22 protein-coding genes are annotated in these 22,991 nt (G+C 70.7%); 17 read left to right on the top strand and 5 right to left on the bottom strand.

Features of this window, described 5'->3' with window-relative positions; genetic code table 11:
• Positions 1 to 116 precede the first annotated feature (116 nt).
• The 14 genes from mfnA (at position 117) to ACQUQ0_RS02060 (ending at position 15,382) form a co-directional block, all read left to right on the top strand.
• Positions 117 to 1,301, top strand: a complete 1,185-nt coding sequence (mfnA, locus tag ACQUQ0_RS02125) for a tyrosine decarboxylase MfnA (RefSeq protein WP_435182862.1) — start codon at positions 117 to 119, stop codon at positions 1,299 to 1,301.
• A gap of 150 nt (positions 1,302 to 1,451) precedes the next feature.
• Positions 1,452 to 1,985 (top strand): YqaA family protein, encoded by a 534-nt coding sequence (locus ACQUQ0_RS02120; protein WP_435183040.1) that lies wholly within the window; start codon positions 1,452 to 1,454, stop codon positions 1,983 to 1,985.
• Positions 1,986 to 2,068: 83 nt separating this feature from the next.
• On the top strand, positions 2,069 to 4,135 hold the full coding sequence (gene metG, locus ACQUQ0_RS02115; protein WP_435182861.1) for a methionine--tRNA ligase: 2,067 nt from the start codon (positions 2,069 to 2,071) through the stop codon (positions 4,133 to 4,135).
• Positions 4,136 to 4,227: 92 nt separating this feature from the next.
• Positions 4,228 to 6,003: a pyruvate kinase gene (gene pyk, locus ACQUQ0_RS02110; protein WP_435182860.1), complete on the top strand. Its 1,776-nt coding sequence runs from the start codon at positions 4,228 to 4,230 to the stop codon at positions 6,001 to 6,003.
• Between the two features lie 31 nt (positions 6,004 to 6,034).
• Positions 6,035 to 6,316 carry a DUF7312 domain-containing protein gene (locus ACQUQ0_RS02105; protein WP_435182859.1) on the top strand — a complete coding sequence of 94 codons (282 nt, stop codon included), beginning with the start codon at positions 6,035 to 6,037 and terminating at the stop codon, positions 6,314 to 6,316.
• A gap of 50 nt (positions 6,317 to 6,366) precedes the next feature.
• A complete protein-coding gene (locus ACQUQ0_RS02100; RefSeq protein WP_435182858.1) occupies positions 6,367 to 8,184 on the top strand; it encodes a DUF7282 domain-containing protein in 1,818 nt (605 codons plus the stop codon).
• Positions 8,181 to 9,338 carry a restriction endonuclease gene (locus ACQUQ0_RS02095; protein WP_435182857.1) on the top strand — a complete coding sequence of 386 codons (1,158 nt, stop codon included), beginning with the start codon at positions 8,181 to 8,183 and terminating at the stop codon, positions 9,336 to 9,338. Before ACQUQ0_RS02100 ends, ACQUQ0_RS02095 begins: the two co-directional genes overlap by 4 nt.
• A 294-nt stretch (positions 9,339 to 9,632) precedes the next feature.
• Entirely contained in the window at positions 9,633 to 10,322 is a 690-nt protein-coding gene (locus tag ACQUQ0_RS02090) for an NfeD family protein (RefSeq protein ID WP_435182855.1), read from the top strand.
• A gap of 132 nt (positions 10,323 to 10,454) precedes the next feature.
• A complete protein-coding gene (locus ACQUQ0_RS02085; protein WP_435182853.1) occupies positions 10,455 to 11,639 on the top strand; it encodes a LolA family protein in 1,185 nt (394 codons plus the stop codon).
• A 387-nt stretch (positions 11,640 to 12,026) separates the two neighbouring features.
• Positions 12,027 to 12,398, top strand: coding sequence for an ArsR/SmtB family transcription factor (locus tag ACQUQ0_RS02080; RefSeq protein WP_435182852.1), 372 nt, complete (start codon positions 12,027 to 12,029; stop codon positions 12,396 to 12,398).
• 1 nt (position 12,399) lies between these two features.
• The gene (locus ACQUQ0_RS02075; RefSeq protein WP_372388153.1) at positions 12,400 to 12,711 is read left to right on the top strand and encodes a DUF7521 family protein; all 312 of its coding nucleotides are present in this window, start codon (positions 12,400 to 12,402) and stop codon (positions 12,709 to 12,711) included.
• Positions 12,712 to 12,983: 272 nt separating this feature from the next.
• Positions 12,984 to 13,322, top strand: a complete 339-nt coding sequence (locus ACQUQ0_RS02070) for an ArsR/SmtB family transcription factor (RefSeq protein WP_435182851.1) — start codon at positions 12,984 to 12,986, stop codon at positions 13,320 to 13,322.
• Between the two features lie 119 nt (positions 13,323 to 13,441).
• Entirely contained in the window at positions 13,442 to 14,686 is a 1,245-nt protein-coding gene (locus ACQUQ0_RS02065) for an SPFH domain-containing protein (RefSeq protein WP_435182850.1), read from the top strand.
• Positions 14,687 to 14,761: 75 nt separating this feature from the next.
• On the top strand, positions 14,762 to 15,382 hold the full coding sequence (locus tag ACQUQ0_RS02060; protein WP_435182848.1) for a winged helix-turn-helix transcriptional regulator: 621 nt from the start codon (positions 14,762 to 14,764) through the stop codon (positions 15,380 to 15,382).
• Between the two features lie 12 nt (positions 15,383 to 15,394).
• Here ACQUQ0_RS02060 and ACQUQ0_RS02055 read toward each other — a convergent pair whose 3' ends face one another.
• Positions 15,395 to 15,640: a DUF7123 family protein gene (locus ACQUQ0_RS02055; protein ID WP_435182847.1), complete on the bottom strand. Its 246-nt coding sequence runs from the start codon at positions 15,638 to 15,640 to the stop codon at positions 15,395 to 15,397.
• 415 nt (positions 15,641 to 16,055) lie between these two features.
• Here ACQUQ0_RS02055 and ACQUQ0_RS02050 point away from each other — a divergent pair, with 415 nt between their 5' ends.
• Positions 16,056 to 17,849 (top strand): flippase-like domain-containing protein, encoded by a 1,794-nt coding sequence (locus ACQUQ0_RS02050; RefSeq protein WP_435183038.1) that lies wholly within the window; start codon positions 16,056 to 16,058, stop codon positions 17,847 to 17,849.
• Position 17,850: 1 nt separating this feature from the next.
• Here the strand turns inward: ACQUQ0_RS02050 and yjjX are convergent, their stop codons facing one another.
• Both yjjX and ACQUQ0_RS02040 read right to left on the bottom strand, forming a co-directional pair.
• Positions 17,851 to 18,363 (bottom strand): inosine/xanthosine triphosphatase, encoded by a 513-nt coding sequence (yjjX, locus tag ACQUQ0_RS02045; RefSeq protein ID WP_435182846.1) that lies wholly within the window; start codon positions 18,361 to 18,363, stop codon positions 17,851 to 17,853.
• 74 nt (positions 18,364 to 18,437) lie between these two features.
• Positions 18,438 to 19,229 (bottom strand): helical backbone metal receptor, encoded by a 792-nt coding sequence (locus tag ACQUQ0_RS02040; RefSeq protein WP_435182845.1) that lies wholly within the window; start codon positions 19,227 to 19,229, stop codon positions 18,438 to 18,440.
• A 244-nt stretch (positions 19,230 to 19,473) separates the two neighbouring features.
• On the opposite strand from ACQUQ0_RS02040, the gene ACQUQ0_RS02035 reads away from it, so the two are divergent.
• Positions 19,474 to 20,520: a transcription initiation factor IIB gene (locus ACQUQ0_RS02035; RefSeq protein WP_435182844.1), complete on the top strand. Its 1,047-nt coding sequence runs from the start codon at positions 19,474 to 19,476 to the stop codon at positions 20,518 to 20,520.
• Positions 20,521 to 20,634: 114 nt separating this feature from the next.
• Complete coding sequence (locus ACQUQ0_RS02030; RefSeq protein WP_435182843.1) at positions 20,635 to 21,051, top strand: DUF7575 domain-containing protein; 417 nt, start codon at positions 20,635 to 20,637, stop codon at positions 21,049 to 21,051.
• On the opposite strand, the gene ACQUQ0_RS02025 is transcribed toward ACQUQ0_RS02030, so the two are convergent.
• A complete protein-coding gene (locus ACQUQ0_RS02025) occupies positions 21,052 to 22,260 on the bottom strand; it encodes a 3-dehydroquinate synthase II (RefSeq protein WP_435182842.1) in 1,209 nt (402 codons plus the stop codon). It lies immediately after the preceding gene.
• Between the two features lie 61 nt (positions 22,261 to 22,321).
• Complete coding sequence (locus tag ACQUQ0_RS02020) at positions 22,322 to 22,978, bottom strand: GNAT family N-acetyltransferase (RefSeq protein WP_435182840.1); 657 nt, start codon at positions 22,976 to 22,978, stop codon at positions 22,322 to 22,324.
• Positions 22,979 to 22,991 lie beyond the last annotated feature (13 nt).

Genomic DNA, 22,991 nt, shown 5'->3' with positions numbered 1-22,991 from the left:
CCGGCGCTGACACAGCCATCCTCACCTTCTCCGGCCGCCCGGGGCCGAATCGCGGGTCCGCCACCCGGGGTTCCCGTAACAGAATACCTAAACGCGGCGGGGCCGTACTCGTCGCTATGCAGCGGGCGGCCCCGCAGGAGTTCGACCGCGTTCTCTCGTCGATGTGTACGGAACCACACCCCGACGCGAGAGCGGCCGCAGAGCGGTTTCTCGCGACGAATCCCGGCGACCCGGCCACGTACAACGAGGTCGCGCGCTTGGAGGCCCGCGCGGTGACCGAACTCGGCCGGCTCGCCGGCCTCGACGTGCCGCCCCAGACCGCGCCCGCCGAGCGGCCGCACGACGCCGACGACTCCCAGACCGTCGACGGCGGCGCGGAGTCGGTGCCGACGCGCTCGGGCGGGGGCGGAAGCGGCGTCCGCGACCCCGACGCGGCGCCCCACGGCTACGTCACGAGCGGCGGCACCGAGGCCAACATCCAGGCTGTGCGGTCGGCGCGGGAGCGACGTGGCGTCGCGAACCCGAACCTCGTCGTCCCCGAGAGCGCGCACTTCTCGTTCACGAAAGCGGCAGACCTCCTGGAGGTCGAACTGCGGTCGGTGCCGACCGACGAGGACCACCGCGCGGACGTTGAGGCGGTCGCCGCGGCCGTCGACGAGGAGACGGTCCTCGTCGTCGGCGTCGCCGGCAGCACCGAGTACGGCCGGGTCGATCCGATCCCCGAGATCGCGGCCGTCGCCCACGACGCCGGCGCGTACTGCCACGTCGACGCCGCCTGGGGGGGCTTCCTCCTCCCCTTCACGGACCACGAGTGGAACTTCGCCCACGCGGGGATCGACTCGCTGACGATCGACCCCCACAAGTGCGGCCAGGCGGCGATCCCGGCCGGCGGGCTCCTCTTCCGCGAGGCGGCCGGGATGGACGCGCTCGCGGTCGACACGCCGTATCTGGAATCCACCTCGCAGGCGTCGCTGACGGGTACCAGGAGCGGCGCGGGCGTCGCGAGCGCCGTCGCCGCCATTGACGCGCTGTGGCCCGACGGCTACCGCCGCGAGTACGAGCGCGCCGACCGGCTGGCGCGCTGGCTCGCCGACGAACTCCGCGACCGCGGCTACGACGTCCCCGGCGTCGAGCTCCCGATCGTCGTCGCCGACCTGCGCGGGAGCACGTTCGAGGCGCTCCGGGAGCGCGACTGGCGCCTCTCGCGGACGGGCTCGGGGCTCGCGCGGATCGTGATGATGCCGCACGTAACACAGAGCAGCCTCCGGGCGTTCCTCGACGACCTCGACGCCGTCCGGTAGGCCCGATCGACGCCGACGCGGTTCCGCGATCGTTCCGAAACTCAAGACTTACCACCCCGTGCGTCTCACTCCCCGACACACGTGTCAGTCCCCGCCACGGCATCCCTCCTCGGACCGGTCGCGCAGACGGCCAGCGCCGTCGGCGTCGCGGTGGCGGGCGACCTCCTGCCGGAGTTCGGCTGGCTCACCCGGGCGGTCGAGACCGCCACCGGGTGGCCCGGCGTCGGCATCATCTTCGTCTACTCGTTCCTGATCGCCTTCGCGCTCCCGGGCGTGAGCGAGGTCGTCCTCTTGGCGCCGCTGGATCTCGGACTCGGCGAGGCCGGCCGGCTCGCGGTCATCATCCTCACGACCGGCGTGGGCAAGGCCGCCGGGAGCGTCTTCGCGTTTCACATCGGCCAGGAGGTCAAAGACTCCGGGCCGGTGATCCGCTTCCTCCGAAACTCCCGATTCGACGTGGTCGAGTGGTCCGAGCGGCGGACCGTCGAGATCGCCCAGCGGTGGGGCTACGCGGGGCTCGCGCTCGCGCTCTCGGTTCCGTTCTTCCCGGACACGCTGTCGATCTACGCGTTCGCCGTCCTCGAAGAGGACTACGCGAAGTTCGCCGCCGCGACCTTCGCCGGGAGCGTGGGGCGGCTCGTCGTGACTCTCGTCGGCGTCGGAACGATCCTGTCGATCGTCTAGACGGCGCCGGGACGGACCGCCGCGCCGACCGGCCGCGACTTCGAACCAGCGGGATTTTGGTCCCGCCCCGTTCATCACCGTGTATGAGCCACGAGGACTTCCCCACCGACGAGCCGACGGTGGTGACCTGCGGCCTGCCGTACGCCAACGGCGACCTCCATATCGGTCACCTCCGCACGTACGTCGGCGGCGACATCTACAGCCGTGCGCTGAAGCGACTCGGACAGGACACCGCCTTCGTCTCCGGGTCGGACATGCACGGCACGCCCGTCGCGGTCAACGCCGAGGAGGAGGGCGTCACGCCCGAGGAGTTCGCGCTCCGGCACCACGAGCAGTACGAGGCGACCTTCCCGAAGTTCGACGTCGAGTTCGACAACTACGGCCACACCCACGACGAGACCAACGTCGAGACGACGCGGGAGATCGTCCGCACGCTGGAAGAAGAGGGCTACGTCTACGAGAAGGAGATCCCCGTCGCCTACGACCCCGAGGCCGACCAGTGGCTCCCCGACCGCTTCGTCGAGGGCACCTGCCCGTACTGCGGCGAACACGCCCGCGGCGACGAGTGCGACGAGGGCTGCGGCCGCCACCTCGAACCCGGCGAGATCGAAGACCCCGTCTCGGCGATCACGGGCAACCCCGCCGAGTACCACGAGCGCGAGCACGAATTCTTCGCCGTCTCGGACCTCCAGGAGTACCTCTCTGGCTTCCTCGACCGACTGGAGGGCACCTCGAACGCGCAGAATCAGCCCCGCGAGTGGATCGAGGGCGAACTCCAGGACTGGTGTATCACCCGCGACATGGACTGGGGCGTCGACTACCCCGGCGACGAGGACCTCGTCCTCTACGTCTGGGTCGACGCGCCGATCGAGTACATCTCCTCCACGAAGCAGTACACAGACCGCGTCGGCAGCGACGTCTTCGACTGGGAGGACGCGTGGCGCGACGAGGGAGAAATCGTCCACATCATCGGCCGCGACATCATCCAACATCACACCGTCTTCTGGCCGGCGATGCTCCACGCCGCGGGCTACACCGAGCCCCGCGCGGTGATGGCCTCGGGGTTCATCACCCTCGAAGGTAAGGGCTTTTCGACCTCCAGAAACCGCGCCGTCTGGGCCGACGAATATCTGGAGGAGGGCTTCCGCCCGGACCTGCTCCGGTACTACCTCGCGACCAACGGCGGCTTCCAGCAGGACGTCGACTTCTCGTGGGCGAAGTTCCGCGAGCGCGTGAACAACGAACTCGTCGGCACGGTCGGCAACTTCGCGTACCGCTCGATGCTCTTCGCCGCCCGGGAGTTCGGCGGCACGCCCGACGCCGACCTGTCGGACGACGTCCGCGAGCGCATCGAGGCGGCGATCGACGACTTCCGCGCCGGCGTCAACGACTACTCCGTCCGCGACATCGGCGAGAGCGCGGTCCGCCTCGCGCAGTTCGGCAACGAGTACATCCAGAAGCACGAGCCCTGGAAGCTCGACGACGACGATCCCGAGAAGGCTCAGGTCATCCGCGACTGCGTCCAGGTCGCGACCGCCGTGGCCGTCCTGTTCGAGCCGGTCACGCCCGAGGCCGCAGAGCACCTCTGGGAGGACCTCAACGCCGACGGCGACGTCCACGCGGTCGGCGTCGAGGCCGCCCTCGACGCGCCCGGCGGGGAGTTCGACGAGCCCACGGAGCTCTTCGAGAAGATCCCCGAAGAGCGCGTCGAGGAGCTCAACGAGAAGCTCGAAGCGCGCGTCGCGGAGGCGACCGCCGACGACGAGAGCGACGACTCGGCGGCGGACGAGGATTCCGACGACGCCGCGGCCGACCTCGAACCGATCGCCGACGAGCGGATCGGCTTCGAGGACTTCCAGGACCTGGACATCCGCGTCGGCGAGATTCTCGACGCCGAGGGCGTCGAGGGCGCGGACAAGCTCGCGAAGCTGACCGTCGACATCGGCGTCGAGGAGCGCCAGATCGTCGCCGGCATCAAGCAGCTCCACGACCTCGATTCCCTCCCCGGGACCAAGATCGTCGTCGTCGCCAACCTGGAGAAGGCAGAACTGTTCGGCGTCGAGTCCAACGGGATGCTGCTCGCGGCGGGCGAGCAGGCCGACCTGCTGACGACCCACGGCGACGCCGAGCCCGGCACGAAGATCCGGTAGCCCGGTCCTCCGCGCCCGCCGCGACTCGCCCAATCTTTACCGACACCCGGGCACCGGCGGTCTTTTTAACTCGGTGTTGAGTATACCGTTCTATGCGAAAAGCGAAGATCGTCTGCACGCTCGGCCCGGCGTCCGACGAGGAGTCGACGATCCAGGCCCTCGCGGAGGCGGGGATGAGCGTCGCGCGGCTCAACGCGAGCCACGGGACGCCCGACCACCGCCGGGAGGTGATCCGGCGGATCCGCGCGGTCGACGACCGGACGGAGCGCCCCCTGGCGGCGATGGTCGACCTCCAGGGGCCCGAGGTCAGGACCGCGCCCCTGGAGGAGCCGATCCAGCTCGAAACGGGCTCGGAGGTCCGGTTCGTCGAGGGCACGGACGCGACGCCCGAGACCGTCGGGCTCTCGTACTCGATCGCCGCCGCGGAGCCGGGCGATACGGTCCTCCTCGACGACGGCCGCATCGAGACCACGGTGCTCCGCGTCGAGGACGACGCCGTCGTCGCCCGCGTCGACTCCGGCGGGAAGCTCGCCGGCCGCAAGGGCGTGAACCTCCCGGGCGTCGACCTCGACATCGACCTCATCACGGAGCGCGACCGCGAGGAGCTCCGCGTCGCCGCAGAGACCGAGGCCGACTTCGTCGCGGCCTCGTTCGTCCGCTCGGCGGCCGACGTCTACACCATCAGCGACGCGCTCGACGAACTCGGCGCGGACATCCCCGTCGTCGCGAAGGTTGAGCGCGCCGGCGCGGTCGAGAACCTCGATGAGATCGTCGACGCCGCCTACGGCGTGATGGTCGCCCGCGGCGACCTCGGCGTCGAGATGCCGCTCGAAGACGTCCCCATCATCCAAAAGCGGATCATCCGCCGGTGCCACGAGACGGGGACGCCCGTCATCACCGCGACGGAGATGCTCGATTCGATGATCCACGCCCGGCGGCCGACCCGCGCGGAGGCCTCCGACGTCGCCAACGCCGTCCTCGACGGCACCGACGCGGTGATGCTCTCGGGCGAGACTGCCATCGGCGACGACCCCGTCCGCGTCGTCGAGACGATGGACCGGATCGTCCGCCAGGTCGAATCCAGCGACGAGTACGCCGAGGGCCGCGAGGGGCGGATCCCGACGCCCGACGGCGACTCCCGCACGGAGGCGCTGGCCCGATCGGCGCGCTACCTCGCACGCGACGTCGGCGCGAGCGCCATCGTCGCCGCCTCCGAGTCGGGCTATACGGCCCGGAAGACCGCGAAGTTCCGCCCGGCCGTCCCGGTGGTCGCGACGACGCCGATCGATCGGGTCCGTCGCCAGCTCGCGCTCTCGTGGGGGGTCATTCCGACCTACTCGCCGTACCGCGACGGCATCGACCAGATGATGGACGACGCGGTCGACGCCGCGCTCGACGTCGACGCCGCCGCCTCCGGCGACACGCTCGTCGTCCTCTCGGGGATGATGACCGAACTGGAGGGCACGAACACGACGAATATGCTGAAGCTCCACGTCGCCGCCGAGGCCGTCGCCACGGGCCGGAAGGTCGTCGGGGGCCGGATCACGGGGCCGCTCGCGGTCTCCTCGGACGGCGACCTCTCCGGGGTCCCCGAGGGCGCGATCCTCGCGCTGCCGGCGGACTTCGACGGCGAGTTCGACGGCGACGCGGCGAAGCTCGGCGGGATCGTCGACGCGCGGCCGGGGATGACCGGCTACCCCGCGCTCGTCGCCCGCGAGCTCGATCTGCCGATGATCTCGGGCGCGCCGCTGCCGGAGCGGCTCTCGCCGGGCACGACCCTGACGCTGCACGCCGAGCGCGGCATCGTCTACGAGGGCGACGTGATCAGACACCGCCGCGAGCCCGACCGCGGGCGTCGCGGGCGGTAGGGATTTCCGGGCGCGGCACCTACCTCGGGTGATGAGCGATCACGACCCGGACCGCGACCGGACCGCCGAGGACGACCCCGCTCGGAGTCCGGTCGACTTCGATTCCGAGTCCGATTCCGACTCCGACTCCGGTTCCGATTCCGACCCCGACGCGGCTTCGACGATCGGCACCCAACTCGACGAGGGGCTGACGTTCGAGCGTCCGCCGATCGAGCCCGAGCGCCCGGAGCCGGAGAACGCGCTGTTCGTCGTGCTCGGCGTGCTCGGCACCGTCGCCCTCCTGGCGTCGGCGTTCGCGCCGGGCCTCATCTGACGGCAGAGAATTATCACTTCTGATGCTGTGACCGTAGCGCTTTATGTGGTATGCGGGGTAGCAGTGAGACAACCGACCCGCCGATGTCCCACGCTACGCTTCCCCTCACCATCGTTTGCTGCCTCCTCGTCGGTGCGGTAGCCCCGGTTTCGGGGCTCGCCGCGGTGCCGGCGGCGCCGGCGCCCGCGTCGGTCGCAACGATCGACGCAGGTCCCGCACGCGCGCAGACCGAAGAGGCCTCTGGCTCGTTCGGCCGGGACAATCTGACGGTGACCCGCGGCAACGAGGTCACGATTTCGGTCTCGCACTCGGGCCCCGCGAACCTCACGATCGGCGGCGCGGAGTACGGTTTCAACGTCACCGTCCAACTCGGCGGTAGCGGCTCGACCGAGGTCGTCCTCGACACCCGCGCGACGACCGCCGCGGACCCGAGCGAGTTCATCGAGGGCGGCTCGCCGACGATGCACTCGGATCCCCTCGAGGAAGCGATCGAGCCCGATGACTACCTCCTGCGGCTCGAAGTCGACGGCGTCGAACAGGACCTCGCCACGCTCACCGTCGAACCCCGCGGCGAGACGACCGCGGCGTCCTACCGCGCCCCGGCGTCGTTCACCCCCGAGGAGTACACCGGCGGCGGCGAGGACGGCGACGCCGACGTGGGGGCGCTGACGAGCCAGATGAGCGCGGGCGAGACCGTCGCCCGCGGCGACTACGCCGTCGTCCGGTTCGAAGAGAGCGGCCTCGAAACCGCGCTGAACGCGAGCGATCTCACCGGGAGCGCGGCCGCGAACGGCCTGAAGGTCAACTTCACCCAGACCGACCCCGGCCCGAACCACGCGGCCCGCGAGTACGTCGCGACGGCGGGCGCGAACGTCTCCGTGCTCCCGAACTTCGAGAACGACCGGATCTACGTGCTCTGGAACACGAGCGGCGTCCCGATCGAGGACCGGTCCGGGCGCAACCGCTACCGCGCGGCGCTCACGCTCACCGACGAGAGCGGCCTCGTCGCCTCGGAGACGACGCTCGCGACGACGGCGTTCACCCTCGAAGCGCCGTCGGTGTCGCTGTCGCCGACGCAGGACGCGACCCACTACCCGTGGGAGAACGACACCTTCACCGTCACGGGCCGGACGAACCGCGCGCCCAACACGACCCTCGAAGTCCGGCTGCGTTCCGACGACCCGAACGCCTTCCTCCAACTCCGAGACGCGACCGTCGGCGCCGACGGCCGCTTCGAGGCCGACTTCGACCTCGGCTCGGTCTCCCGGGGCGCGAACGCGACGCTGTGGGTCCGAGAGTACTTCCTCCAGACCGCCCAGGACGTCTACCTGGTCGCGCCCGATCCGAGCGTCCGGATCGATAATCAGACCGCCAACGGCACGTCGCTGACCGTCGCGAGCGCGGAGATCCCCTCCGGCGGCTTCGTCCGGCTGGAAGACGCCGACGGCGAGTCGGTCGGCCGGAGCGACTACCTCGAACCCGGCCGCCACGAGAACGTCGCGGCGGAACTGAGCACGCCCCTGTTCGAGACCCAGCGGCTCCGCGCGGAGCTGGTCCGTGCGGACGCGAACGGCTCCTACCGGGCGAACGCCGAGGCGTACGCCGACGACGGCGTCGTCGTCAACGACACCGCGGTGATCGACTTCCCGCCGGCGCCGACCGAGACGCCGGCGGCGACACGGACCGCGACGGCGACGGCGACGCCCACGCCGACCGAGACGCCGTACCCCGTCGTGACGCGGACGCCGCTCGCGCCCGCCGGCGCGACGCAGTCGAGTCTCCCGCTGTCGCCGGGCGTCGCCGTCGCCGCGGTGCTCGCGCTCGGCGCGCTCTTGGCCCGCCGCGGCCGCGGAGGTGAGCCGTCGTGATCCCCGAACTGGAGCCCGAAGAGTTCGTCTCGTTCCTCGGCGACCTGTGGCGCGAGCGCGGCTGGAACGTCTCGATGAAGGAGCGCGCCGACGAGACCCACTTCGTGATCGGCAAGCGCGGCGACGGCAAGCGCGGCGTCATCTACGTCTTCCCGACGACGACCGCGACCGTCACCGAGCGGCACCTCAAGCAGTTCGTCACGTTCTGTCGGAAGCGCGGCATCGACGTCGCCGTCGTCGCAACCCAGGGCGCCTTCGCGGAGGGGGCCCAGCGCATCGCCGGCCAGCGCGGGGTCCACCTCCTCGACCGCGAGACGCTCGAAACCACCGTCTCGGAGGGCGGCTTCGACGACCTCCTCGCCCAGTACACCGAGACGAGCGGCCTCGCGGCCGTCTTCGAGCGCCTCCGCGACGTCGGCGTGCCCGTGCCGGAGGGGCTCGAAGACCGCCTGCCGGACGTCGGCGCCGCGGTCGCGGGACTCCGGGCGACGGTCGGCCTCACCGCGGACGGATCGGGCGACGAATCGGACGGCGGCGACGGCGGGACCGACGGAGACCCTGGAGACGGATCCCGACTCGACCGCGTGACGGACCGGCTCGGCGGGATCGCCTCGGGGTCGGTGCCGGCGGGCGTCATCCCCGTCGTGCTCGTCGTCGCGTTCCTGATCGGCGCGACCGTCGGCCCGGCGGTCGGCCTCGGCGGCGGGCTCTTGGGCCCGGGCGGCGATGCGGGCCCCGGCGTCTCCGCGATGTCGACCGCGGGCGCGAACGCGACGGTCGACGCGCGGTGGAACGCCGAGACGCGCGACGGCCTGAGCGTCAACGGAACCTCCTTCGAGCCGCCCGACGGGCAGACGTTCCTGCTCGTCCGCCTGAACGTCACCAACGGCGGCGACAGCCCGATCCAGCTCCAGCAGTCGGCGTTCGCGGTCGAAGTCGCCGGCCAGCGCTACGGCAGACAGCCGCTCGAAGGCGTGACGGGCTTCCCGAGCGCCGGGCTCTTCGAGCCGGGCGAGAGCCGCGAGGTGTGGATCGTCTTCAGCATCCCGGCGGACGCAGAGAGCGCGACCCTCGTCTACGACGGCGAGCTGAGGCTCCGGTTCGAGCGCGACACGTCGATCACGCCCGAGGCCACCGTCCCGGACGACGGCTGATACTGTTCCGCAGACGACGCGGGCTCGTCGATCGACACCCGCGGTTCGAGCGCTTCATACTGTCGGACACAACTGTTTCAAGATATTCGCCGCCCCGGGCGGGAAATTCTTCACAGACTTGTGTCCGACAGTATCACCGACGTCGCTTACGGTCGTAGCGTTTGCAAGTCTTCACTCACTCGATCGCACGCTGTCGTGCGATCGGATGTGTAATCAATTGCAAACGCTACGATAGCGTGATCCCACCTCGCGTCCCGTGATAACGCTTAATCGTGCGCCATCCCAAGCCCGCGTATGTTCGACCGAGCGCTCGCGGTCGCCCTCCAGCTCTCGATCCCGCCCGAGACGCTGCCGCTCCTCCTTGTGGCGGCCGGCCTCGGCGTCAGCTTCCTCGAAGCGTTCGCGCCGGGAGCGCACTTCATCGTCCTCGGGATCGCCCTGCTGGCGGCCGGGCTGGTGGGGCTCGTGCTCGGGCCGCTGGCCTCGCCCGTCGTGCTCGCGGTCCTCGTGCTCGTCTTCGGCGGCCTGGCGCTCTACGGCTACCGCGAACTCGACATCTACGGCGGCAAGGGCACGGCCCAGACGAGCGACTCGACGAGCCTCCGGGGGCGGACCGGCAGAGTGACAGAGCGCGTCACGCCCACCGAGGGCGAGGTCAAACTCGACGACGGCGGCTTCAACCCCTACTACGCCGCGCGCTCGGTCGACGGCGAACTCGACGTCGGGACCGAAGTCGTCGTCGTCGATCCCGGCGGCGGCAACGTCGTCACCGTCGAGTCCCTGGAAACCGAGTACGACGAGATCGACCGCGCGCTCGAACGCGGGCGTCGCGAGGGCGCGGCGGACGCGGCCGGCGGCGACGGCGGCGGCTCCGGTGAGATCGACGCCGACCCCGGCGCTGATACCGACGCGAACGAGAGCACGGGGTCGGAGTCGGAGCCGACGGATGGCGAAGACCTGGACGTCGAGACCGAGCGGAACTGACGGTCCGGGCGTCCCGCCCCGCGATCGCCGGGATCGCGCCCCGCGCCTCTCGCGCCGGCCCGCGAATCCCGGAGCGGCGGTATTTAATTGCCCGCGCTACCAGAACGCAAACGACCCTGGTCCCCACCCCGTATGACCGACAGCGCCCTCCCGATCGACCGACGGACGCTCGCCGCGCTCCTGCTGCTCGCCGTCGCCCTCTCTACCTTCGTGTGGGCGTCGGGGGCGTCGGTGACGGACGGCGAGCCGCGAGTCAGCGAGAACGTGAGCGAGCGGTACCGCTCGATCGACTCCCTCGAAGCGACCCGGTCGGTCGTCGTCGAGCGCGATCGGAGCGTCTCCCGCACGGTCGCAGACGTGACCCTCGTTCCGGGCACCGACCGCGAGCGGGTCCGGTTCCGCGGCGATGGCCCGCGCCGGTACGAGCGCCGGCTCTCCAACGGGTCGGTCCTGTGGCTCTACGATGCCGACCGGCGAAACGTCACCGTCATCAACCTCACCGGCCCGCCGGAGCGCACGACGCGGGCCGCCCGGATTCAGCAGTTCGTGGCGGCGGCCGGGCTGACGGACGCGGCCGGTCGGCCGCAGCAGCCGACGGTCGCGCCGCTGCCGGTCGTGCCGCGCGACCGCGGGGCCGGACCGCGCCCCGAGGCCGCCGACACCTACACCGTCGACTACGTCGGGACCGACTCGGTCGACGGCCGGGAGGCGTACGTCCTCAGCGTCGCGCCCTCGACGAACCGCAGCGACGTCGGCTACCGGCAGCGGCTCTGGCTCGACGCGGAGCGGTTCTATCCGCTCCGGACCCGGACCGTCTGGACCGCCGACGGGGCCCGGCGGTCGGTGACGACCACCTACACGAACGTGACGTTCGACGCGCCGGTCTCGGCGGACGCCTTCTCGCCGGACTTCGGACCGAACGCGACGGTCGAGCGGCTGGAGACGCCGGAGACCGAGTGGTACCGGAGCGTCGCCGACCTCTCGGCGCGGAGTTCGATCGCGGTCCCCGAACCGTCGGTGCCGGCGGACTTCTCGCTCACGTACGCGACGCGCACCACCGGCCGCGTGCGGGGCGTGGGGCTCCGGTACGCCGCGGACGGCCGCCAGCTCACGGCCGCCAAGTACAACTTCACCTACGCGCCCGACGAGGGCGAGACGGACCTCGTCGTCGACGGTCGGCCGGCGACGCTCGACCGCGGCCCGACGACCTCGCTGTCCTGGTCGTGCGAGCAGTACCGGTACACGGTTCGGGGGACGGGCGTCGAGACCGAGCGGCTGATCGCCGTGTCCCGGTCGATCGGGTGTCCCAGCGGGTGAACGCTTTCGGGTCCTCGTCCCCGCGGCGCCCGGCGCGCGACGGCGTTTTCTGACCCGGAAACTGCGGCTGCCGTTATATTATCTCTCGAACCCTCCCGTCGAACGCGATGGACACGCGCTGCGGGCGCGAGGTGCCGCCCCGCTCACGTCCCCGCCGTCCGTCGTCGCCGCCGCGGTCGCTACCGCGGCCCCGCTGACGTGCTCTCGATCCCTCCGCCGGGCTCCCTCCGTGCCCCGGCACCGACGCTCGACTCCCGGCCCGCCGTCTGCGCGGGCAGCCCTCCCCAAATCGGCCCGCCGCGGGCGGCTCCGACGACTGCGTGGTGGAACTTCAGAGTCGGAAGTCCGGGGCGGTATTTATTCGGGCGGCGGTCCTCCGGTCGACGCGTGAGCGAGGACCCGGACCCCGGCGACATTCTCGACATCCTCAGCGACGACTACGCCCGGGCGATCCTCGCCGCAACGAGTGTCAGACCAATGTCCGCACAGCAGCTCGCCGACGAATGTGAGATGTCCGAACCGACGGTGTACCGGCGGGTCGAGCGGCTCCGAGAGCACGACCTCCTCGAAGAGCGCACGGAGGTCCGAAGCGACGGGAACCACTACGGCGTCTACGCGGCCACGCTCTCGGAGCTCTCGATCGAACTGGGGGAGGGGCGCTTCGAGGCCGACGTGACCCGACGCGAACCGGCGTCGTTCCCCGGCGAACGGGAGTCAGACACCGCGGACCGATTCAGGAAAATGTGGGAGAACCTCTGACATGCTCGGGCTGTCCGCGCTCGTCGACTGGCTGATCGTCGCGCTCGCGCTCGGGTCCACGCTCGTCGGCGGCTACGTGGGCTATCAGGCCTACCGCGGGTATCGCCGCCACGACAGCCGGACGATGCGAGCGCTCTCGCTGGGGCTGCTCTTGCTCACGACCGTCGCGTTCAGCATCGCCTTCGTCGGCTCCGTGCTCCTCCGGGAGGGCTACCTCGACCTCCGGTACCAGCGTCCACTGACACTCGTGACGCGGACTCTGCAGTTCCTCGGCGTCCTCCTCATCGCCTACTCGCTCCACGCTCGGAAGTGACGCGCCGCGCCCGCGATTCCCGGGCCGGCACCGTCGGCGGCCCGGACCGACGATCACTGTACCTCCGCTAGTCGGGGGTAACTTCAGATCGAGAAACTCCGCGCCGGGTCTCTTTGTGGTCCGATACGCAGTGGGGTGTACGATGGATTCGATGCGAGACCCGAACGACGTGCCGCGCGCCTCTCGGAACCGACAGCCCGCCCCCCGCGTGAGGTCGAGACGCGACGGGCGGACCGAGCGCCGCGAGACGCCGGCGTCCGGAGCGTGAGGCGATGTCAAGCCTGTTACCTGCCCACGGCTCGGTCGAGCGCCCCGCTCCGGACCGCACCGAGGTCGTCGTCGACGGGACCGGCTCGGGTGCGGTGCTTTCGGTCCTGGCCTCGGAGACGGCGCAGGCGGTCCTCTGTGCCCTCGACGCGGGGCCGAAGCCGGTCTCCGAGATCGCCGAGGCGGCCGACACGTCGCTCCAGAACGCGCGCTACCACGTCGAGCGCCTCCGCGAGGCCGGGTTCGTCGAGCCCGTCGACACGTGGTACTCCGAGAAGGGCCGCGAGATGACGGTCTACGGCCTGCTGGTCGATCGGCTCGTGCTCCGGTTCGAGTCCCGGTAGCCGACCGGATCGAGACTTACGGCCCCGAAAAACGACCGGCGACGGCTGTTCGGACGGCCGCCGGCGGCCGGCGATCGGCCCGGGCCAACGCTTATCACCGCCACCTCCCAAGGTCGGCTATGGCACTCGGTCCCGCGTTACTCCAACTCGGCATCGGGATCCCGACGATCGGGATCCTCGTGCTCCTCCTCGCGATCGTCACCGTCTACCAGATGGTCGAGATCGTCGACGCCTACGAGAAGAAGGCGCTGACGGTCTTCGGCGAGTACCGGAAACTGCTCGAACCGGGGATCAACTTCATCCCGCCGTTCGTCTCGCGGACGTACGCCTTCGATATGCGGACCCAGACGCTCGACGTCCCGCGCCAGGAGGCGATCACCCGCGACAACTCCCCCGTGACCGCCGACGCCGTCGTCTACATCAAGGTGATGGACGCCAAGAAGGCGTTCCTCGAAGTCGACGACTACAAGCGCGCGGTCTCGAACCTCGCCCAGACCACGCTGCGGGCGGTCATCGGCGACATGGAGCTCGACGACACGCTCAACAAGCGCCAGGAGATCAACGGTCGGATCCGCCGCGAGCTCGACGAGCCCACAGACGAGTGGGGCGTCCGCGTCGAGAGCGTCGAGGTCCGCGAGGTGAACCCCTCCCAGGACGTCCAGCAGGCGATGGAACAGCAGACGTCGGCCGAGCGCCGCCGCCGCGCGATGATCCTCGAAGCGCAGGGCGAACGGCGCTCCGCCGTCGAGCAGGCCGAGGGTGAAAAGCAGTCGAACATCATCCGGGCGCAGGGCGAAAAGCAGAGCCAGATCCTCGAAGCGCAGGGCGACGCCATCTCGACGGTCCTCCGCGCGAAGTCCGCCGAATCGATGGGCGAGCGCGCGATCATCGAGAAGGGAATGGAGAGCCTGGAGACGATCGGCCAGGGCGAGTCGACGACGTTCGTCCTGCCGCAGGAGCTCACCAGCCTCCTGGGCCGCTACGGCCGGCAGCTGACCGACTCCGACGTCCAGGAACAGGCGGGCCTCGACAGCCTCGACTTCGACGAGGAGACCCGCGAACTGCTCGGGCTGGACGACATCGAGGAGATCCTCGGCCAGATCGACCAGGCGACGGAGATGGACGTCGAAGAGCTCGAACAGGAGGCCGAGGCGATCAAGCAGGGCGCCGGCACCGACTTCAAGGACGCCGACGCGGTGATCCAGGAGGCCGGCACGGTCGAGGAGCCGTCGATCAAGGACCCCGACGAGGTCGTCGCCGAGGCCGACGCCGACGCCGCGGAGTCGGGGTCGCCCTCGCCGGAGCCCGAGGACGCGGCGGACGAGTCGTCCGAGGAGCCGGCCGTCGAGCGCGAGACGGAGTAGCCGGCTCGGCGATCCCGTCGCTATCGCCCCGAACGAAGCGCTTTTGTCCGCATCTCCCCTCTATCAACCGACTCGATGCCCAACCGGGAGGTCGACGAGGAAAAGCGGGCGACGCTCAGGCGCTTTGCGGCGCTCGGAGCGGCCTCGCCGCTCGCCGGGCTGGCATCCGGCACCGCGGCCGCGGACTCGGAGACCACGAGCGACGCCCGCGACGCCATCGTCGGCTTCGTCGCCTCCGCGCCCGGCGCCCACTTCTCGAAGATCCGCGACGACCTCCAGTTGGGAACGGGCGAGACCCAACACCACCTCCGGAATCTGGTCGAGGAGGGCGTCCTCGACTCCCGCCGCGACGGCGACTACAAGCGCTTCTTCCCCGCCGGTCGCTTCTCGGCGTTCGAACAGACCGCGCTCGGGTACCTCCGGCGGCGGACCCCCCGCGGGATGCTCATCGAACTCCTTCGGAACCCGGACGCCACGGGCGCGGACCTAGCGGCCCACCTCGACGTCTCGCGGGCGACCGTGAGCGGCTACGCGCGCGAACTCGACGAGGCCGGATTGCTCTCCCGGGAGGACGGCTACGCCGTCGAGCGCCCGGAGACGCTCCTCGTGCTCGTCGTCAGGTACGCCGACTCGTTCGGCGCCGACGCGGTCGCGCTGGCGGACGAGACCGACTCGCTCGTGCGGTATGACCCCTGACCGCGGCGCCGCTCACCGCGTCACCTTCCAGGTCGTCCCCGAGGAGTAGCCCCACTTCTCGATCGTCAGGCCGACGTCGCTGTCGAGGATCGCCCGCATGTTCGCGCCGACCTCCTTCGCGGAGAGCTCCAGGTCCTCGGCGATCAGGCGCGATTTGAAGTAGGTCCGCTCGTCCACGTTCGCTCGCAGGTATCCGAGGATCCGATCCTGCTTCTCGTTGAGGTTCGCGGTCGGGCTCGCGGCGGCTGTCGCGCTCATACGCACCAGTACATCCGCTCGGCCTATGAGGTGTTTGGTACGGTCGCTTAACCCCGCGCTGTGGTGCGGTTTCGGCGGATCGATCGCCCGTTTCGTTCCGCCTTCGGGCGCCCGTCGGTACAGTCGCCTAACACGGATTCGGAGCCGATCCGAGGCAGAAAGTTCATACCCGCTGCACGGCCAGAAGCCACCAATGGACGGTCCCCGCGACGGCTCCGGACGCGACTCGGCCCCGCGGCCTCATAGTGGTTACTCTCGTCTCTTACCGCCGAACGCCGTCACCGGGGGGTGGCGTTCGGCGGTAAACAGCGAGAGCAATCACTATCACGCCACAGAGAGCGGCGTGCGCGCCGACGGAGGCGACGCCGCGGACGGCGACGTCGCAGCCGATCGCGGCGGGCCGGAAGCGGTCTCGGTGAGCGTCGTCCTGCCGGCGTACAACGAGGCCGACACGATCGAGGCCACGGTCGAGACGACCCTGCGGACGCTCGCGTCGTTCCTGGCGCCGGGGTCGTTCGAGGTCATCATCGCCGAAGACGGCTGTGCGGACCGCACGCCCGAGATCGCCGACCGCCTCGCTTCCGAGGACGACCGCGTCCGCCACTTCCACAGCGACGAGCGACTGGGGCGCGGCGGCGCGCTCGAACGCGCCTTCGAGGCGGCCGACGGCGACGTGTTGGTGTACTTCGACACCGACCTCGCGACCGATATGCGCCACCTCGAAGAGCTGATCGAGCGCGTCCGCTCGGGCGAGGCCGACGTCGCGACCGGCTCGCGCTGGATCCCCGGCAACGTCGCCGACCGGCCGCCGAAGCGCGGCGTTCCCAGTCGGGTGTACAACGGCCTCGTGCGGACGCTGCTCCGGTCGGAGCTCCGCGACCACCAGTGCGGCTTCAAGGCCTTCAGCCGGGAGGCGTTCGACGACCTCAAGACCGAGGTCGAAGACGACCACTGGTTCTGGGACACCGAGATGCTCGTCCGCGCCCAGCGCCGCGGGTTCGCGGTCGCGGAGTTCCCCGTCGAGTGGACGCCGAAGGGCGACACGAAGGTCGACCTCGTCCGCGACGTCTTCGGGATGGGCAGCCAGATCGTCCGCACGTTCTGGCAGCTGTCGGTCCGCCCGAGGCTCTCCCGCCGCGTCGGCATCGTCGCGGGCGCGGTCTTGGCCCTCGTCGCGCTGGTGCTGATGACGCAGTACATCGACTTCGAGACCGTGCTCTCCGAGATGGGCGACGCCGACCTCGCGCTCGTCGGCGCCGCTGCGGTGATCTACGTCCTCTCGTGGCCGCTCCGGGGCTACCGCTACCGCGACATCCTCGCGGAGTTGGGCTACCACGAGACGGTGGGGTTCCTGACCGGCGCGGTGTTCATCAGCCAGACCGGGAACCTCGTCTTCCCGGCGCGGGCGGGCGACCTCATCCGGGCGTACGTGGTGAAGGCACGCCGCGGGATCCCGTACCCCTCGGGGTTCGCGTCGCTGGCGGCAGAACGCGTCTTCGACCTGCTGACGATCGCCTCGATGGCGGGCGTCGTCCTCATCGGCTACACCGCGACCGGCCAGACCGCGGAGCTCGCCCGGACGATCACCGGCGCGGAGGGCGCCGGCCGCGTCGCCGTCATCGTCGCGCTCGGCGTCGGCCTCGTCGCGCTGGCGGCCGTCGTCGGGATCGCGCTCTCGGCGCGGAGCGACCGCGACTTCGTCCGCGCGCTGGTCTACCGCGTGAGCACCGACTCCTACGCGGACTTCGTCGCGGGCGTGGTCGGCCGGTTCGTCGACGACCTCCAGACCGTCGCGGGGACGCGCCGCGGCTTCTCCCGGGTCGGCGCGGCGAGCGTGGCCGTCTGGACGCTCGACGTCGTGACCGCGCTCCTCGTGCTCGCGGCGTTTCAGCCGGGGCTCCCGCTCGTCGAACTGATCGCGGTGAGCTTCTTCGCGGTCAGCGTCGGCAACCTCGCGAAGGTGCTGCCCCTCTCGCCGGGCGGCGTCGGGCTCTACGAGGGCGCCTTCACCCTCCTCGTCGTCGGACTGACGCCGCTGTCGGCCGAGCTGGCGCTCGGGGCGGCCGTCCTCGATCACGCGGTGAAGAACCTCGTCACCGTGATCGGCGGCTACGCCTCGATGCTCGGGCTCAACGTCTCGCTGACGACCGCGGTCGAAGAGACCCGCGAGGTCCGCGAGCACGGCGAGGAGGCGCCCGAACTCGATTAGGTTAGTACAGGTCGCTCAGGAACGGGCTCGCGGCCGCGGTGACCGCGGCGGCCAGCGCGTCGGTCCGGGTCATCGCGCCGCCGGTGAACGCGCCCGCGGCGCCCTGCTTCTTCGCGACGTCGGACTCGCCGAGGACGTCGTCCATCACCGGCCCCAGTTCCTCGCCCGCGCGGACGCGCCCGGCGACCGAGTCCGGGAGGGGAAGGCTCGGTCCGGCGCCGACGCCCCGCCGGTCGCCGTCGTCGACGACGGCCCACATCACGAGGAGCGCGGGCTCGCCGTCTTCCTCTTCTACGCCGGCCACGCCGCCTTCGATCCCCACCCCGAGGTCGTGGCTGCCGGCGTCGAGGACCGTCGCGGCTCGGTTCTCCGCGCCCCGGCGCGTCTCCTCGCGGCCCGTCGGCTGCTCGGAGACGCCGGAGGGGACCGGCTCCGCCTCGACGGTCGCGTCCGGGAAGACCCGGGCCGTCGCGTCGCGCTTCACGGGGTTCCCGCTGCCGACTCCGATTCGCATACCGGCGGGTGGTGCGGCGCGGAGTATACGCGTGTCGCTTTCGCGGTCCGGCGGGCCGCTGGCCTCCCCTTCACTCAGCCGTCGCCGTGGAGCACCGCCGCGAGCCGCTCGATGCCGCCGACGAGGGCGGGACTCGGCTGATTCAGGAGATCGTCGTCGAACACGTGGACCGGCGCGTCGAGGTCCCAGCCGCGCTCGGCGAGGACGTCGGGGTCGACCCGGTCGCCGTGGCCGCAGTGGTGGACCACGACGTGATCGGGGTCGGCGCCCGCGACCCGCGCTCTCGTCACTTCTTGTGACCGTTCTCCCGGTTCGCAGAAGGGGTAGCGGCCGCCCGCGGCCGCGACCGCGTCGGGGACCCAGTTGCCGGCGGCCATCGGCGGGTCGCCCCACTCTTCACAGTAGATCACGGGCCGGGCGTCGCTCCCGCGTTCGGGGACGCGGCTCCGGACGGCCTCGATCCGGTCGCGCAGTTCCGTCGCGAGCGCGCTCCCCGCCTCGGGCCGGCCGACCGCCCGCGCGAGCGCCTCGACGGAGTCGACCACCGCCGCGAGCGTGTCGGGCTCGACGTGGCAGACGTCGTAGCCGCGGTCTCGGAGCTCGTCGCGGACCTCGCGCTGGAGGCCGTCGGCGGTGCAGACGACGTCGGGGTCGAGGTCGGCCAGCCGGTCGTAGTCGGGGTTCAGCCACCCCCCGACGACCGGGCGGTCGAGGTCGCAGTGGGCGGTCACGCCGACGACCGCCTCGCCGGCGCCCATCGCCGTCAGGGACGCCGTCGCGCTGGGCGCGAGCGAGACGATGCGTTCGGGCGCGTCGACGGCATCTATGTCCGTCTCTCTTCGGCCGGCCGCTTCGGACGGCACCATATCCGTTCGAGCGGGGCCGACGCGCAAGTGCGTTGCGGACGGCCGCGGAGTCGGGAGCGCGCTCCCGTCCCGGTGGTATATAAATTATCACGGTCGTTTTTCTGGGATGCCTCGGGGAGGGGCTGTGCGCGCCGTTCGGGCAGACGATTCCGAACGCTTTTTATAATCTCCGTCGGTGGAGTTGGTACGGACCGCTCCGGGCCTTCGTACTGATCCCTGGCACGGGGCATTCGTCGCGACACCGATGAGCGAGCAGAGTACCTACACTCGCGTGAACGCGAGAACGAGAGACGAATCGCGAACGAACGAGGGACGAGACGGCAGTTCGGCCGGCCAGCGCTGGGTCCGTCCCGACGAGGAAGAGGAGGTCGAAGAGGAATCCCAGGACGAAGAGCTCACCTGCCCGGAGTGCGGCGGCAACGTCGTCGCCGACGACGAGCACGGCGAGACCGTCTGTGACGACTGCGGCCTCGTGATCACCGAGGACTCGGTCGACCGCGGCCCCGAGTGGCGCGCCTTCGACGCCAAGGAGAAAGACCAGAAGTCCCGTGTCGGCGCGCCGACGACGAACACGATGCACGACAAGGGGCTGTCGACCAACATCGACTGGCGCGACAAGGACGCCTACGGCAACTCCCTCTCTTCGAATCAGCGCCAGAAGATGCAGCGGCTCCGCAAGTGGAACGAGCGGTTCCGCACCCGCGACTCGAAGGAGCGCAACCTCAAGCAGGCGCTCGGCGAGATCGACCGGATGGCTTCGGCCCTGGGCCTCCCCGAGAACGTCCGCGAGACCGCGTCGGTCATCTACCGCCGCGCGCTCGACGAGGACCTGCTGCCCGGCCGCTCCATCGAGGGCGTCGCCACCTCGTGTGTCTACGCCGCGGCCCGGATGGCGGGCGTCCCCCGCTCGCTCGACGAGATCGCGGAGGTCTCCCGCGTCCCCAAGAGCGAGGTCGCCCGGACCTACCGCTACATCGCCCGGGAACTCTCCTTGGAGGTCAAGCCCGCCGACCCCGAGCAGTACGTCCCGCGGTTCGCCTCCGAACTGGGCCTCTCCGACGAGGCGAAGCTCCGCGCGCGCCAGCTCCTGAAGAACGCCAAGGAGAAGGGCGTCCACTCCGGCAAGTCGCCGGTCGGCCTCGCGGCGGCCGCGGTCTACGCCGCGGCGCTGCTGACGAACGAGAAGACAACCCAGGCCGCCGTCAGCGACGTCGCCGACATCTCCGAGGTCACGATCCGCAACCGCTACCACGAGCTTCTGGAAGCCGAAGAGAGCATCGGCCTGGCCTGATCGACGGCCGCGAATCCGCAGCGCCGCCGACGTACCCGACTTCGGTCCCGACTTCGGATCCGGACCGGACCCGGACGTTCACTTTTAAGACCTCCCACCTCGTCGCCCACTGATATGACGCACACGCGACGCCGTGCCCTGATCGCGACGCTCGTCGCCGTCCTCGGCGCCAGCGTCGGCGTCGCCGGCGCCGGCCACCTCTACCTCCGGCAGTGGCGCCGCGCCGCCGCCTGGTTCTCGGTCGTCGTGGGCGCGACGATCGTGCTGCTCTCGGTGTTCGTCGACCCGGCGACGCTCAGCCTCTCGGACCCCGCCGCCGTCGTGAACGTCGAGCCGGCCGCGCTGCCGACGACGGTCACCGTGCCGGTGTTCGCGCTCTTGCTGTTGAACGCGCTCGACGCCTACCGCCTCGCCGCTCGCGGCCCACAGACCGCGGACGCGCCGCAGTGTCCCGCCTGCGGCGGCGAACTCGATCCCGAACTCGACTTCTGTCCGTGGTGTACGACGCGGCTCGAATGGGAAGCGGAGTAGTTACTTCTCGATGATGCTCTCTTCGACGGCCTCGCCGAAGTGCCGCGCGGTCTGTTCGTAGTAGAGCCGCACCTCGTCGCCCGCCTCTAAGTCGGTGACCGCCTTCCGCCCCTCGCGGGTGTGGACCTTGATCGTCTCGGCGTTCTGCAGGAGGGTCTCGACGCGGTCGCCGTCGACCTCGGCCTCGATCCGGAACATCGGGCGCTTTTCGATCTTCACGCGGCCGACGACGGCCTCGCGGGTCTTCCCCTCGCTGTCGACGACCTGGACCTCGTCGCCGCTCTTCAGTTCGGAGAGGTACTTCGTGCCGCCGTCGGGCGTCCGGACGTAGGCGTGGACCGCGCCGGCGTTGACGCGGAACGGCCGCGAGGCGACGTAGGGCGATTCGGCGGTCTCGGCGTGGACGAAGAACAGCCCGCGGCTCATGCTGCCGACGAGCATCCCCTCGTCGTGTTCCATCAGGTTCCCGGTGTCGACACAGACCCGGTCGGCCATCCCGGTGCGCTCGACGGCGGTCACCTCGGCCCACTGGAGGTCGAGCGTCTCGCGCTCGGCCTCGTCGCGGATCTCGACGGTCTTTCTGATCTCGTCGGGATCGTCAGAATCGAGGAGCACCCCGTCGGCGCCGAGTTCGAGCGTCTCGAAGGCGGTCTTTGCCTCCTCGGCGGTCGTCACGCCCGCGATGAGGTCGGTCTCCTCGCCGATGCGCGCGATCAGGTTTTCGAGGGGGATGATCGTCCAGTCCTCGCCGACGACGATGGTGTACTCCGCGTCCTGGGCGGCCTCCTCGGCGAAGGCCTCGTAGTCCTCCGAGAAGATCCGGACGTAGGCGCCCTGCGCGCGGTCGTCCTCGCGGCGGAGCGTCGTGAGGTCCGCCGAGCCGGCGAAGTCCGGCGGCAGGTCAGCCGTGCCGTCGCCCTCGCCCTTCTTGCCCACGATGTAGGCGTCGGCCTCGCCCTCGGCGTCGACGTCGTCGATGGGGGTCTCGTCGGCGTCTGCGTCCTCCTCGACGTCGTCGATCAGCGCGGTGCCCGAGTCGGTGCGGAACGCCGCCACCGAGACGTCGCCGAGCGAGCGGACGCGGTCGACGTCGGCCTCGTCGACGAGCACCCAGTCTACGCCGGCCTCGAGGCCGGCCGTGATCCGTCGCTTGCGTGTCTCCCAGTCGCCGACGGTGTCGTCGGCCTTGAGCCAGACGCTGCGTGTCATTACCGGCCCAACTCGGCCGGCGCGCTTGAACGTGGCGACTCTGCGGAGGCTTGCCGCGGCGTCAGTCGCGGAACGCCCCGTCGACAGCCGAGACCGGTCGCGGTTCGGCCGGCTCGCCCTCGGGCTCCCGGAGGCGGCGATGATACCAGACGACGTCGTGCCAGCCGTCCAGTTTGAATCCCGCGGCCGGGAAGCGGCCGACGCGCTCGAAGCCGCGGCGCTCGTGGAACGCCTCGCTCTCGGGGTTCGGCATTCCCAGCGCGGCGTAGGCCGCGCAGTAGCCCTGTCGCCGGAGCGTGTCGAGCAGGCGGTCGTAGAGCCGCGTGCCGATCCCGGAGCGGTGGGCCTCGTGGTCGACGTAGACCGACGTCTCGACGGCCCACCGGTAGGCCGGGCGCTCGCGGAGCTGGCTGCCGTAGGCGTAGCCGACGATCCTCGATTCGACCTCGCCGTCGCCCGTCGCGTCGCGCGGGCCGTCGTTCCCGTCGTCTTCCGCGTCGCCCTCTGCGTCGTCACCGACGACGGCGACGTACCACGGATACTCGTCGGCGTCGCGCTTCTCGCGGACCTTCGCCCGCACCTCCGCGACCGACGGCACCTCGGTCCGGAACGTCGCCGGCGAGTCGCGGACGTAGGGCGCGTAGATCCGCCGGACCGCGGCCGCGTCGTCTGGGGTCGCGGGGCGGAGGCGGACGTGCCCATCAGCGTCGTCGCGCATACTGTTCCGAGGG

This window comes from Halobellus sp. EA9 (assembly GCF_051195055.1).
Taxonomy (GTDB): Archaea; Halobacteriota; Halobacteria; order Halobacteriales; family Haloferacaceae; genus Haloquadratum; species Haloquadratum rubicundus.
This window is presented reverse-complemented; position numbering and strand designations above follow the sequence as displayed.